General features: G+C 57.0%; 10 protein-coding genes and 1 tRNA gene. 4 read left to right on the forward strand and 7 right to left on the reverse strand.

Features of this window, described 5'->3' with window-relative positions:
- Position 1: 1 nt before the first annotated feature.
- A tRNA-Leu gene (locus tag ROO76_03410) sits at positions 2 to 90 on the reverse strand.
- A 145-nt stretch (positions 91 to 235) separates the two neighbouring features.
- Here ROO76_03410 and ROO76_03415 point away from each other — a divergent pair.
- Positions 236 to 691 carry a hypothetical protein gene (locus ROO76_03415; protein ID MDT8067194.1) on the forward strand — a complete coding sequence of 152 codons (456 nt, stop codon included), beginning with the start codon at positions 236 to 238 and terminating at the stop codon, positions 689 to 691.
- 90 nt (positions 692 to 781) lie between these two features.
- On the opposite strand, the gene ROO76_03420 is transcribed toward ROO76_03415, so the two are convergent.
- The 5 genes from ROO76_03420 to ROO76_03440 form a co-directional block, all read right to left on the reverse strand.
- Positions 782 to 1,924: an acyl-CoA dehydrogenase gene (locus ROO76_03420; protein ID MDT8067195.1), complete on the reverse strand. Its 1,143-nt coding sequence runs from the start codon at positions 1,922 to 1,924 to the stop codon at positions 782 to 784.
- A gap of 221 nt (positions 1,925 to 2,145) precedes the next feature.
- A complete protein-coding gene (locus ROO76_03425; protein ID MDT8067196.1) occupies positions 2,146 to 2,394 on the reverse strand; it encodes a hypothetical protein in 249 nt (82 codons plus the stop codon).
- A gap of 208 nt (positions 2,395 to 2,602) precedes the next feature.
- Positions 2,603 to 3,073, reverse strand: a complete 471-nt coding sequence (locus tag ROO76_03430; GenBank protein MDT8067197.1) for a hypothetical protein — start codon at positions 3,071 to 3,073, stop codon at positions 2,603 to 2,605.
- Between the two features lie 146 nt (positions 3,074 to 3,219).
- Entirely contained in the window at positions 3,220 to 4,305 is a 1,086-nt protein-coding gene (locus ROO76_03435; GenBank protein ID MDT8067198.1) for a GntG family PLP-dependent aldolase, read from the reverse strand.
- 53 nt (positions 4,306 to 4,358) lie between these two features.
- Positions 4,359 to 5,618, reverse strand: a complete 1,260-nt coding sequence (locus ROO76_03440; GenBank protein ID MDT8067199.1) for a coproporphyrinogen-III oxidase family protein — start codon at positions 5,616 to 5,618, stop codon at positions 4,359 to 4,361.
- A gap of 109 nt (positions 5,619 to 5,727) precedes the next feature.
- On the opposite strand from ROO76_03440, the gene ROO76_03445 reads away from it, so the two are divergent.
- The 3 genes from ROO76_03445 to ROO76_03455 all read left to right on the forward strand — a co-directional run bounded on the left by ROO76_03445 (position 5,728) and on the right by ROO76_03455 (position 11,541).
- Positions 5,728 to 7,806 carry an ABC transporter ATP-binding protein gene (locus ROO76_03445; protein ID MDT8067200.1) on the forward strand — a complete coding sequence of 693 codons (2,079 nt, stop codon included), beginning with the start codon at positions 5,728 to 5,730 and terminating at the stop codon, positions 7,804 to 7,806.
- Between the two features lie 146 nt (positions 7,807 to 7,952).
- The gene (lpxB, locus tag ROO76_03450) at positions 7,953 to 9,125 is read left to right on the forward strand and encodes a lipid-A-disaccharide synthase (GenBank protein ID MDT8067201.1); all 1,173 of its coding nucleotides are present in this window, start codon (positions 7,953 to 7,955) and stop codon (positions 9,123 to 9,125) included.
- A 247-nt stretch (positions 9,126 to 9,372) separates the two neighbouring features.
- Positions 9,373 to 11,541: a M1 family aminopeptidase gene (locus ROO76_03455; protein MDT8067202.1), complete on the forward strand. Its 2,169-nt coding sequence runs from the start codon at positions 9,373 to 9,375 to the stop codon at positions 11,539 to 11,541.
- Here the strand turns inward: ROO76_03455 and ROO76_03460 are convergent.
- A complete protein-coding gene (locus tag ROO76_03460; GenBank protein ID MDT8067203.1) occupies positions 11,538 to 12,902 on the reverse strand; it encodes a trehalase family glycosidase in 1,365 nt (454 codons plus the stop codon). The genes ROO76_03455 and ROO76_03460 overlap by 4 nt on opposite strands.
- Between the last annotated feature and the right edge of the window lie 21 nt (positions 12,903 to 12,923).

Below are 12,923 nucleotides of genomic sequence, written 5' to 3' on the forward strand. Positions count from 1 at the left end.
GTGGTGCCGGGAGGGGGGGTCGAACCCCCACGAGGGGTGAACCTCGGCGGATTTTGAGTCCGCTGCGTCTGCCAGTTCCGCCATCCCGGCAAAAGGAAGGCATATTCAGTATCGCACAAGAGGAGTGGGATACAAATGCCCTGAACGCACCTCAAACTCAGGCACCGCGGGGCCCCTGCAAAAGCGGAGGCGGCGGACGGCAACTCGGGAGATGCCTTTTCGGCTCGAAAGAAGGATGAAAAGGAGAGTAAGCGGGAAGAGCGGTTTTCTACAGCACCATTCCCTGAGTCTCGTGGCGTGCTCGATCCTGGTTTCGTGGATTTTGTTGTATCGCGTGTTCGACTCGAAAACTCATTGGGGCTCGTTTTTTGGAAATGCGATTGCCGACTGGACCGGGGTACTCGTGATGGTGTTGGCAACCAAGCACCTGTATGAAAGCGGGTCTGAAGAGAGTAACGAACCGCCGGCCGGATTCTTTCCTGCCGCATTCCGCATCGTGCAGAAACATTCGCTGACGATTTTTCTGGTCATGACGGGAGCGGGGTGGATCTTGCTTTTCATGAGGTCGGATCCGACGGGTAAGTGGGGCCAGGTTGTCAGCAACATAGTGTCTGAATGGACCCAACTGCTGGGACTCGTACTTCTCACCAAGAAATTACGAGAGTGGCACTCGAAGGAGAGCAAACCCTAGTTTTTTCGTCGTTCATTCCTCGTCCTTCGATAGCGATTACAAATGGCTTGCGCTACGAAGACGAAGAACAGAACAGGAGAAAGAAGCCATTCAATCTTTTAGTATCTGGCGCGAAATCACCATACGCTGGATTTCGCTGGTGCCTTCGCCGATGGTGCAGAGCTTGACGTCGCGGTAGAACTTTTCTGCCGGATAATCTTTGATAAAGCCGTAGCCGCCGTGGATCTGGACGGCTTCGTTAGCGACGCGCACGGCGACCTCGCTGGTATAGAGCTTGGCCATCGAAGACTCGAGCGTAGTCTTCTTGTGATTGTCCTTGAGCCAGGCGGAGCGCAGGGTCAGGAGCCGCGCCGCGTCGATCTCGGTAGCCATGTCTGCGAGTTTCCATTGGATCGCCTGGAATTCGCTGATGGCTTGGCCGAACTGTTTGCGCTGCTTGCTGTACTTGAGCGCCGATTCGTAAGCGCCCTGCGCCATACCGAGCCCGAGCGCGGCAATCGAGATTCGCCCGCCATCGAGGACCCGCATGGCGTCGATAAAGCCCTGACCTTCCTGCCCGAGAAGGTTTTCGGCAGGAATCTCGCAATCTTCGAAGATCAGCTCCGAGGTGTCACTGGCACGCAGGCCGAGTTTGTTCTCTTTCTTTCCCGGCCGGAAGCCCTTGGTTCCCTTCTCCACTATGAACGCGGAAAGACCATGCGTATGGGCGGCTTTGTCGGTTACGGCGATGACAACGTAAACGTCCGCGTGAGCGCCGTTGGTGATGAAGGTCTTGGTTCCGTTGAGCACCCATTTGTCGCCCTTGCGAACGGCCGCGCAACGAGCGCCGCCAGCATCCGAACCGGAGCCGGGTTCGGTCAATCCCCATGCGCCAAGAAATTCTCCGCTGGCGAGTTTCGGAACGTACTTCTGCTTCTGCGCCTCAGTGCCGGCGATGAAGATGTGATTCGAGCAAAGCGAGGTATGGGCCGCGACGATGATACCGACGGAACCGTCTACCCGTGAGAGCTCTTCGACGGCAATCACGTACTCGATGTATCCCATTCCGGCGCCGCCGTACTCGGCCGGAAAGATAACGCCCATGATGCCCATATTTCCGAGTTCTTTCACAATCTCGGACGGAAAATGCGAAGCTTCATCCCACTCCAGAACGTGCGGCCCAATTTCGCGCTCCGCGAACTCGCGGATACTCTTTCGCAGTTGTTGCTGCTCATCATTCAGTTGAAAATCCATACGGGCAGGCTCCGGGCGAGAATTCTTACAGCTAATGGACTAATAAGAAGAACTAATACTTATATCATACCTAGGCGCAGACGGAACCCTCGGTAGATAAGAATCTCGGCGCCGCGCAAACGAAGATCGAGCGGTATCAGCTATTTCGCAGTATGAGGGAGGATAGGCAGACGGCGAGGATGAAGTATTGTATCGATTCCCAGATTGTGCCGAGTTTTCTGCTAGAACGAGCGCGTTTCCCAAACCTTGGCGCGAACGCGGCTGATCAGGGCATTGTCGTCCAGAAGGCGTTTTTCCTGCTTGAACGAATAGACCTGGGACCCATTAACCTCGATCGCAAGGTCGCCCGAGGCCCAAGCCATGCGCGGTTGCATACCCCGCATGATCAGCATCTTGCGAAGACGCTTGGCGGTGCTGCGAAGGTTGAATTCCCAGAAGCAACGGCGAATGGTGATTTGGTGTGTGGCCATTTTGCTGTCTCCCCCACCTATGCGGAGCGTAGATTTTTAGCCCACCACGGGAAGAAGCTACATCAACTTCCGATCAGAAAAGAGTAAAAAATCCGGCGGGATAATTACGAACGTAATCGCGCGATCGGGCAATCTGGTAATCGGGTTGAGGAAGATAGAGAGCCCGCCATGCATCGTTTTTCCGTTACGCGAGTTCCAGATTACCCGTTTAAACGCAGGGTGGGGTCCAGTTGGCGATCCGGCTGTTGGCTTCCGCTTCACGCTTGATGTGGCCGAGCAGGTGGTGAACTCCTTCTTCAATCAAGCTTTTGGCTTTGGGACCGAGGAGGAGCAGAGGTGCACCGGAGTATTGCTGCAGCGTGCGAATTTCGGTGTCGTCGTTGGGTAGGAGTTTGAAGATGAACCATTGCTCTCCGGAAACGCCGCTGCCACTGGCCCGCCAGTGAATCAGGATAGGCTTCTCGGCTTCCACAATCTCGGGCACAAGCGTATAGGGTATCGGCTTATGCAGTTTGATCCGAAACCGCGACCCCGCGGTCCACGGCTCGCCTCTAACCCATTCCGCCGAGTCGATCGCTTCGCGATCGAACTGAGGCCATCGGCGTATGTCCTGAATGGCCAGCCACACATCATCCGGATGACAGTGAGCAATTACGGAATGATCAATTTGAATGGACATGTAACTACAGTTGCACGTCGCCGTTTGTCAGTTGCTTATGCATACTTCAATCTTTGCAAACCCACACGGAGAGCGACTTCTAAATATAGTGATGCTTGATACCTTGAAAAGGACGAAGAATTTTGCGATCGCAAACTGCGGCCAATTCACGCATGCGCGCGCGCGCCGCAAATCGCTTCGACCGCTTCCAGGGCCCGTTGACAGTCGGCGCGGTTTACGTCGCAATGAGTTACGAAACGCATCAGTTCGCGATTCACGGCACCAGCCAGGACATTGTGCTCGGCGAGTCGCTTGGAGAACTCCTGCGCGGTAACACCGGTCCCACTTATGTCGAATACGAGGATATTCGTCTGAACGGTCTTCAAGTCGATCTTGATGCCGGGAACTTTCGAAAGACCTTCCGCGAGGAACTTGGCGTTGTCATGGTCTTCATAAAGACGTGATGGAGATTTTTCGAGCGCGATCAGGCCGGCAGCGGCCAGGATTCCAGCCTGGCGCATGCCGCCACCGAGCGTTTTGCGGACAGAACGCGCACCCGTGATGAACTCTTTCGAGCCAACCAGGAGGGAGCCGACTGGCGCACCGAGTCCCTTGGAGAGACAGAACATCACCGAATCGAACTTACGGGTGAGTTCGGCGACGGGTTTGCCAAGCGCAGAGGATGCGTTGAAGATGCGAGCGCCATCAAGGTGGACCTTCAAGCCGATCTCATGAGCGTGGTCGCAGACGTCGTCCATGACCTCCTGCGGAATGCACACTCCGCCCGCCATGTTGGCCGTATTCTCCAGCACGATAAGACCCGTCGGCGCGTAATAGTAAATCGGCGGCGAAATCTTGGACTGGATGAGGTCCCACGTGAGGTAACCCTCGGGCGAGTAGATAGTGCGGGGTGAGCAGGCGCTGAACAGCGACATCATGCCCATCTCGTAGTTGTAGACGTGGGCACGCTGCTCGCAGATGACTTCCTGCCCGGGCCGCGTGTGCAGTTTGATGGCAATCTGGTTGCCCATCGAGCCGCTAGGAACAAAAATCGCGGCTTCACGACTGAAAATCTCGGCGGCACGAGTTTCCAGACGATTGATCGTAGGATCTTCGCCGTAGACGTCGTCGCCGACCTCGGCCTCGGCCATCGCATGTCGCATCTCGTCGGTGGGAAGCGTAACGGTGTCGCTACGCAGATCGATCTTGTGAGGTTTGAACTTGGGAGAATTTGCACACGGAATACCGGTCATCGGGGCCTCTCATGGAAAGATTAACGCAAAGAACGCTGCGGACGCTGAGAAAACTAATCGACGAGGAAGCGGGAGAAGACTTCATTGGATAGGAGGCGTCCGCGGTCTGTGAGTCGAAGCCAGTTCTCATCGGTTGAAAGCAGGCCTGATCCCGTCAATTCGCTGATTTGTTCGCGATAGCGGTCGACGGCGTCGCGGCCAAAGTCGTTCGCGAGGGTGTTGAGATTCACTCCGCGGTTCAGGCGAAGACCGAGGAAGAAGGTTTCTTCCAGAGCATTCTTGTCGGCTACCTCAGTGAGGGTGAGTGGGGCACCGGCGAGGAGCGCGTCAATGTTATCGCTGGTGGCGAAACGAACGGCCGTGTGTGACGGATCCGGGCGAGAAGCGCAGAGCATCGAGTGAGCATCGACGCCGAAACCGAGGTAGGGCTGACGAAGCCAATATTTGAGATTGTGGCGCGAAGCGTGGAAAGGGAGCAAATGGGCCTTTGACTCCGCGCTTTCTTCGCTACGCTCAGGATGACACGTCCCAGGGTTAGGAGCGAATTTCGTGTTCCGCGCAAAATTGGATATCTCGTACTGGTGGATTCCGGCGACCTTCAGGGTTTCGCAGGCTTTCAGGTATAAGTCGGCGACGAGGTCGTCGTCAGGGACATGGTGGGCGTGGTATCGGGTGCCACCGGCGATGAGTTCACGGCCCAGGCGGGAATCCTCATCGACTTCGAGCATGTATACGCTGACGTGCGGAACGCCAGTCGCAATCGTCTGCGCGAGCGAGTAGTCCCAGGATTCAGCGGTCTGGTGCGGCAGCCCAGCGATCAGGTCGAGCGAAATTTCCGCGATCCCGGCCGCTCGCAAGTTGGCAATATCAGCAAGCGTGATCTCGCGAGTGTGTAGCCGCCCTACCGAGCGCGACTCCTGGTCAACAAAGGACTGCATTCCGAGAGACACACGGTTTACGCCTGAGTCCACGAGGACTGTCAGGATTTCCGGCGATAGCGTGCCGGGAGCGACCTCGACCGTGATCTCGGAACCGGGCAGCACGTCGAAGTTGTCGCGGACTGAGCGGAACAGGGTTACGAGCTGGTCGGGAGCTAAGACGCTCGGGGTTCCGCCGCCCAGGTAGACGGAATCGACCTCACGTTCAAACCTGCCGCCCATCTCCTTCGCGACCTGCTCGGCTCGCGCCAGTTCTCTTTCCATGTACCCGACATAGCTGTCGAACAGTGGGCGCGAGAACACCCCCGATGCGAAGTTGCAGAACGAACACTTCGTCCGGCAGAACGGAACCGAGAGGTAAAGGCCGAGGGGCATAGGAACATCTTAAATCGGGCAATCACGCCACCGGGCCCGAATCGCCCAATGGCGCGATTCCTTATCTGCTGCGACCAAAATGCCGTTTCCACGTCTAAAATAGGAACGGATGGCCATTCAAGAGGAAGAGGTACTGGGGAAAGCGTACGACAGCCGCCTGATGAGGAGGCTGCTCAAATATCTGAGCCCCTATAAACCCCAGGTGGTTGTTGCGCTTACGGCGATCATCCTGAAGGCCGGGTGCGACGTACTTGGTCCCTACCTGACCAAGACCGCTATCGACAAGTACCTGTCCAGCAACGCCGGTTCCGGCAACTCCTTCCTCGACCCGATTCTCAGTTCCAAGCCGATGGTTGGCATCGCGCAGATTGGCTCGATGTACATCGGGCTGCTCGCTGCCGGGTTCCTGTTCGACTTCCTGCAGACTTACTTCATGCAGTGGACTGGGCAGAAGGCGATGTTCGACCTTCGCGCCGAGATATTCCGCCACCTGCAGCGGATGCACATCGGCTTCTACGACAAGAACCCTGTTGGGCGCCTGGTGACGCGGACGACGACCGACGTGGACGCGCTGAACGAGATGTTCACCTCGGGTGTGGTCTCGATCTTTGAGGACATCTTCGTACTGGCGGGGATTCTCGGGATCATGCTGTACATGGATTGGAAGCTGGCGCTGATTACCTTCTCGGTGCTTCCGTTCATCTTTATCGGGACAAAGATTTTCCGCGACAAGGTTCGGGACAGCTACCGGCGCATTCGCGTGGCAATCGCGAAGATTAACAGCTCGATGCAGGAGCACATCACAGGCATCGTCGTACTACAGCTGTTCAACCGGGAGCACAAGGCTTACAAGAAGTTTGAAAAGGTGAACCAGCAGCACATGGACGCGTTCAAGGACGCGATCATGGCACACGCGGTGTACTACCCGGTGGTGGAAATCCTCTCGTCGGTCGCAATTGCGATGGTGGTCTGGATAGGGGGCAATGAAGTTGTCCGCCACTTCCAGGCGATCTTTCACCCGCAGCCTGGCGGCATACCGGTGCACTACGCGCAGCCGTGGCTGTTGCTGCGGGACCCCAAGTATGACGTTATAGCAATGGGGACAACTCTCGGCGTACTGGTCGCCTTCATGCAGTACGCGCAACGTTTCTTCCGTCCGATCCAGGACCTCAGTGAGAAGTACAACATTCTGCAGTCGGCGATGGCGTCGGCGGAGCGCATTTACAAGTTGCTCGATACCAAGGCGGAAATCGTCTCGCCGGCGGTGGTGAAACGCGCGGAGGGGCCCGGTCGAATCGAATTCGATCACGTGTGGTTCGCCTACCGGAAAATGCCGAAGGACGGCGAGGAGCCTGGGCAGTATGTAGTTGTGCCGCCCGTGGTCGCTCCGGAACTGGACGTGCAGAGCGAGCATGCGATCCAGGAGCGCTCCGACGAAGAGTGGGATTGGGTGTTGCGCGACGTCTCGTTTGCGCTCGAACCGAGTGAGACCGTGGCCATCGTTGGCCACACGGGAGCGGGCAAGACCACTCTGATTTCCCTGCTGCTTCGCTTCTACGACGTCCAGAAGGGCTCCATCAAGATTGACGGCATCGATATCCGCGAAATGGACTTGACGGAGCTTCGCCGCCGCTTCGGCGTGGTGTTACAGGACCCATTCCTCTTTACCGGAACAGTGGAAGAGAACATTCGCCTAGGGTCGAGTTGGATTCCTGACGAATCCGTGGAAGAGGCTGCCGAGGAAGTGAATGTTGCCGACTTCATTCGCTCGCTGCCGGACGGATTCAAGTCGAAGGTGCGGGAGCGCGGATCGACACTGTCCACCGGCCAAAAGCAGCTCATCTCTTTCGCCCGAGCGCTGGCGCACAATCCGAAAATCCTCATCCTCGACGAGGCCACATCGAGCGTCGACACGGAAACCGAGTTCCGCGTTCGCGAGGCCCTGACGAAACTGGTCGAGGGCCGGACCTCGCTCATCATCGCTCATCGCCTCTCCACGGTGCAGCGCGCGGACAAGATCGTCGTGATGCACAAGAGCAAGGTCCGCGAGATGGGCACGCACCAGCAACTGCTCGCGCAGCGCGGGATTTACTACAAGCTCTACCAACTGCAGTACAAAGACCAGGAGATACCGATCATCCCCACCGAGCCTACCGTTCAGCCCGGAGCGGTTGTGGGCGACGACTAGGAGTAGTTCCCAGTTCCAAGTTCGTTCCTCGTTCTTCGAAAACCCTGACGATTTTCGGTGTGGGTTTTGACGAAGAACGAACACCCTCTTCAGCACACTGGGAACCGAGGACTGGCAACTGGTTCTCTGTTATCCTTCCCCCATCCATGCGCGTACTGATCTCAGCCGGAGAAGCTTCAGGAGAGATGTATGGTGCGGGGCTGATCGAGGCCCTGCAGAGGCTGGCTGCTTCCCGGGGCTTAGGGTCCATCGAGTTCTTCGGCCTCGGCGGAGACCGCATGCGCAAGGCTGGATGCGAAACCGTCATCGAAGCCAGGGACGTAGCGGTAGTCGGCATCTTCGAGGTCGTTTCGCACCTTCCTTCCATTTATCGCCGATTCCACAAGCTGGTTCGTGAGGCGGAGCAGCGACGCCCCGATCTCGCGGTCCTGATCGACTTCCCGGATTTCAATTTTCGGCTAGCGAAAGAACTTCACCGGCTGGGAATCCCGGTCATTTATTATGTCTCGCCCCAACTCTGGGCCTGGCGTTCCAGGCGCGTCGAACTTGTAAAGAAATACGTGCGGAAGATGCTGGTCATTTTCCCATTCGAGGAGCAGTGGTATCGAGAACGCGGGGTTACGGCAGAGTTTGTGGGTCACCCGCTGGCAGGAACCGAGGCAGCGGGTGACGCCGCGGCGGAGAGTTCACAGATTGCCCTTTTGCCGGGCAGTCGCCGAAAGGAAATCCGGTTCAATCTGCCGTTGATGCTGGACGTTGCCGAGAGCCTGGCGCCGTCCTACAAATTCGTTCTTCCGGTCGCCTCCACTGTGGACGATACCTTTCTCTATTCCATCGTTCGCCGACACTGGAGCTGCGAAAACCCGACATCAAAGATCACCTTATGTCGAGACGTTCGGATTGCCTTGACGCAATCCCGGGCGGCGGTGGTGGCTTCGGGGACAGCAACGGTCGAGGCGGCGGTAATCGGGACGCCGTTCGTGATGGTCTACCGCATGGCGCCCCTCAGCTATGCGCTTGGCACCAAGATGGTGAACGTTCCCTTTTACGCGATGCCGAATCTGATTGCGGGGCGACAGGTCGTGCCGGAACTCGTGCAGGAGAACTATATTGCGGAAAAGGTTGTCGCGGAGTTGAGTGCGATCCTCCCCGACGGCCCTCAGAGAGAGGGTATGCTGGAGGGACTGGGCGAGGTTAGGAGAAGGCTGCGCGGGTCCGATCCCGGCAATAGCAATGCCTTCGAGAGAGCAGCAGCGGCCGTACTGAACGCAGTAAACGGCACCCTCCGAAGTCGCGCATCGACCAACGGGAGTGCTTGAGACTCCTCGATCCGCCAATCCATTTTTCGCCTAATTTGTCGCGGCGTACATTGGCGCTGTATTCGGCCTGTTCGCGTTCGTTGATTTTCTTGTCTAAACTTTGTCAGGACGGCAACTCTGGTGACCTCGTTGGGGTTCAGAGCTTAGTAGCCCAGGAACAGTTGCACGAGGATTACTGCAAACGCATCTTTTAAGTAGGAATCCACATCAAGTACTATTTACAGAGACAATCAGGAGTTTTAACCGGATGAAACAAGCACGACGTCCCTTGGGGCGTGCTGTCTTGGTGGTCTTTGCCTTAATAGCCGGTCTGTTCTTGTCGCTGCACCTGGCAGCGGCTCCCGATAAGGCGAAGATCCAGATCGATGACTATGTCATCGACGCCGCGGTCAATCCCGCCACGCACCATCTTTCCGCCCACGCCAAAGTCCACTTCACGGCACTGGAAGACCTCAGCGTCGCAGTTTTCACATTGAACAACGGGTTGAAGCCCACGAAGGTAACCGACGACCAGGGTCACACGCTTTCCGCCGAGCGCGTCACGCAGGATTCGACAATTCGCGTGATGTTTCCTAACGGCATGATGAAAGGCCAGTCGGCGACGCTCGACTTCGATTACGAAGGCGCATTGATCTCCGTCGAAGACAGTCCGGTACAGGGCCTCAAACTCGCGTACATCGGTGATCCGGTCAGCTATCTCCTCTACCCCGGCGCGTGGTTTCCGATGACCGGCTATGGAACGGACCGCTTCAGCTCCGTGATCAATGTCAGCGTGCCTGCCGGCTACACCGTGATTGGCAGTGGCGGATCAACTACTGCTGGGGCGGCAGTCACGACCGCAATCAAGCCGGTTGAGTCCGCGCCTGAAGAGAAGGCTCCCGCACTGACACGTCGCACCAAGGAACCCGCCAAACCCGCCAAGCAGACGCGCAAGCCTCCGGTTCGCGGACGAAAAGCCCCCGCGAAAACTGGGGAGAAGCAGGCAGAGAGCCTTCCCACGGAAATTCCTGGCGGGCAGAAGTTCACCTTTGCATGGACGAAGGCGAGTTTCCCGGGGTCTATCTTCATCGGCAAGTTCGTTCACCAGCACTTCTCGGAGGCTGGCGCGACGATCCACGTCTACTTCCTGCCGGATAAACAGAATTTGGCCTCGACCTACGCCGACACGGCATCTCGTGAAATGTCGTTCTTCACCACCGTCTACGGCATTCCGCCTTCACCGACATTGAAGATCGTGGAGATACCGGACGATACCGTGCCGGTGGCATGGGCACCACAGATTGCGGCACTGTCAACGCGGGCCATCAGCCAGAAGGTTAACTACCGTTTGCTGGCGAACACGATTGCTCACCAGTGGTTCGGAGTCGACGTGAGCCCGGCGACTGAAAAGGACTGGTGGATCATGGATGGAGGTGCCCGTTACTCCGAGGAACGCTACGTCGAGTTCGCGGCGGGAAAGGCCGGCGGGCAGGAAGTCGTAAAGGATATGTCGGTCGGTGCGCTCGCGTATGAGAGCGTTCCGCTTGGCCAGGTGGCAACCCTGAATCCGTTCGACCCGGTCTTCCAGTCGCTCGTAACCGACAAGGGCGGCATGATCTTTCACATGCTCCGCTACGTGGTGAACGAGAACAACTTCGACAAGATCATGCGAACGTTCTTCCAGGAGTACGCCGGCAAATCGGTGACTACTGCGGACTTGAAATCAGTCTGCGAGAAGGTTACGGGCCAGCAGATGACCTGGTTCTTTTCGCAATGGCTCGATTCGACAGGCGCGCCTGAATTCAAGAACAAGTACACGATCTACCGCATCGCCAAAGGATTCCGTGTGGTCGGCGAAATCTCGCAGGATCTCGACCTCTTCCGCATGCCCGTACAATTGAAGATCGAAACGGACGGCAAAACCGAGCAGAAGACGATCGACGTCGTCGGCACGAATTCCAGCTACTCGGTGGAAACATTTGGCCGTCCGAGGAAGATCACCATCGATCCCAACGATCACGTGCTGAAGAATTCGCCGGACCTGCGTCTTCGAACCGCGATCATGCGCGGACAGCAGTTGGTCGCGCAGGGGAACCTCGCGGAGGCGTTGCGCGAATTCCAGAAGGCGCTCGACATCAATCGAAACAGTTCGCTGGCTCACTATCGTATCGCCGAGGTCTTCTATCTGCAGCACAACTACCAGGCCGCGGCAAACAGTTATCGCGACTCGCTTAACGGCGACGGGGATCCGAAGTGGACCGAGGTTTGGAGTCACATCCAACTCGGCAAAATCTTCGATATCACCGGCCAGCGCGAACGCGCGGTAAACGAATACCGGCAGGCCCTGCAAACCGGCGACAACACGCAGGGAGCACTCGATCAGGCTCGGCAATACATCCAGAAGCCGTTCGAGCGCGAGGAGCGCAGCGGAGACTAATGCTGTAGATAGTGAATTGCGGAGCGCGATTTCTGCCCCATTCCGGCTTTGCTCGGAGTGGGGCTTTTTTCTTGAGTATTACCAATATCAGGCAGGTGAAGCTCCGGGCACTGCTCCTTCACTTCGCACTCCAGCATATCCTGCACGAGCAGGTCCCAGCCGACAAAGCCCGTGAACACATGATTCGGAGACTGTTCCGGAGTTGGCGCCAATCCTTCGCCGGTTTCGGCGTCGTAGCACTCGTGCATCGAACCCCATTTCTTGATGTCCGCAAGAACCATTCGGCCAAGCTTCGCGGCCAACAGCGAGGCCTGCTCGTTGAAGCCATAACGCCTGAGCGCGATGAAATCGAGGTAGTTTGCATTGATCCAGATTGGTCCCTGCCAATTCGAATATGGCTTGATCATGCTCACGTTGTTGTAGTCTGGATCCCGTTTCGAGAGGCTGCGAATCCCATAGGGCGCCCACATTTGATCGGGCGACAGCAGGTAGCGGCGAATCATCGCCTTCGCGCTCTGTTGCGGCAGGATGTCTTCGATGAGCGGCACGAAATCGGAATAGGTAACGCGCCGAACTGGCTCGCCGTTATCGCGACGGATATTAAAGAAGATCTCGTCTTTTTCGAACCACAGGTGCTTCAGCATCGCGGCGCGAAGCGCCTCAGCCTTTCGGTGGTATTCCGCGGATTCTCTTTGCTTTCCCAGTTTTTCCGCAAGCCAAGCCATTGCTTTGTATTCGCGGAATTGAAATGTGCAAAGATCCACCGCAAGAATAGCGTTCTGGTCTTTCGGATCATTGGTTAATGCGACGTTGTTGTCGGCACCTGATTGGATTGCGTTGTTCCAGAAAAACAGTCCCCACTTGGGGTCGAATTGCGTCTTTTCGCGGTAAGCGATGATCCGCTGTAGTTGACCCCAGATCGGCGCGACCCACCCATAATCGCCGAGTCTCTCCGATGCTATGACCGCGCCCTGCGCAAGGAAGGGCTTCATTGCAAACTTTCCCATCAACGGCTGCGGACCCTCGGTCGTGACTCTTCCCGCTACGTACCCGTCCTGATCGATGGCATCGGCAAAGTTCAGCACCCAGTATTTCAGGTACTTCGCTTTCCCCCGGCTTTGGTCTGCAAGGTGGACGCCGATGAAGAACCCGTCCCAGTCCCACATCTGTTTGTAATACCCGGCCGGAATCAGGTAGTCGTACTTGATGAAGCCCTCGGCGGGCCTGATCGATTGCGGCTCTAGTTTGGCGTAAGCAGAACTCACGTCCGCGAGTAAGTGTTTCAGATCGGGGGGATTCCGCTGCGGTTGCGCGAGCGTTATAAGTGGAAGCAGGACGAAAATCGCCGGAAGTGTGCGCATTTAGGTGCCAAGTATGCCCCT

This window comes from Terriglobia bacterium (assembly GCA_032252755.1).
Classification (GTDB): domain Bacteria; phylum Acidobacteriota; class Terriglobia; order Terriglobales; family Acidobacteriaceae; genus JAVUPY01.

Coding starts and splice junctions, on each gene's coding strand:
- ROO76_03415 (MDT8067194.1), top strand. CDS start 236: ATGAAAAGGAGAGTAAGCGGGAAGAGCGGTTTTCTACAGCACCATTCC.
- ROO76_03420 (MDT8067195.1), bottom strand. CDS start 1,924: ATGGATTTTCAACTGAATGATGAGCAGCAACAACTGCGAAAGAGTATC.
- ROO76_03425 (MDT8067196.1), bottom strand. CDS start 2,394: ATGGCCACACACCAAATCACCATTCGCCGTTGCTTCTGGGAATTCAAC.
- ROO76_03430 (MDT8067197.1), bottom strand. CDS start 3,073: ATGTCCATTCAAATTGATCATTCCGTAATTGCTCACTGTCATCCGGAT.
- ROO76_03435 (MDT8067198.1), bottom strand. CDS start 4,305: ATGACCGGTATTCCGTGTGCAAATTCTCCCAAGTTCAAACCTCACAAG.
- ROO76_03440 (MDT8067199.1), bottom strand. CDS start 5,618: ATGCCCCTCGGCCTTTACCTCTCGGTTCCGTTCTGCCGGACGAAGTGT.
- ROO76_03445 (MDT8067200.1), top strand. CDS start 5,728: ATGGCCATTCAAGAGGAAGAGGTACTGGGGAAAGCGTACGACAGCCGC.
- lpxB (MDT8067201.1), top strand. CDS start 7,953: ATGCGCGTACTGATCTCAGCCGGAGAAGCTTCAGGAGAGATGTATGGT.
- ROO76_03455 (MDT8067202.1), top strand. CDS start 9,373: ATGAAACAAGCACGACGTCCCTTGGGGCGTGCTGTCTTGGTGGTCTTT.
- ROO76_03460 (MDT8067203.1), bottom strand. CDS start 12,902: ATGCGCACACTTCCGGCGATTTTCGTCCTGCTTCCACTTATAACGCTC.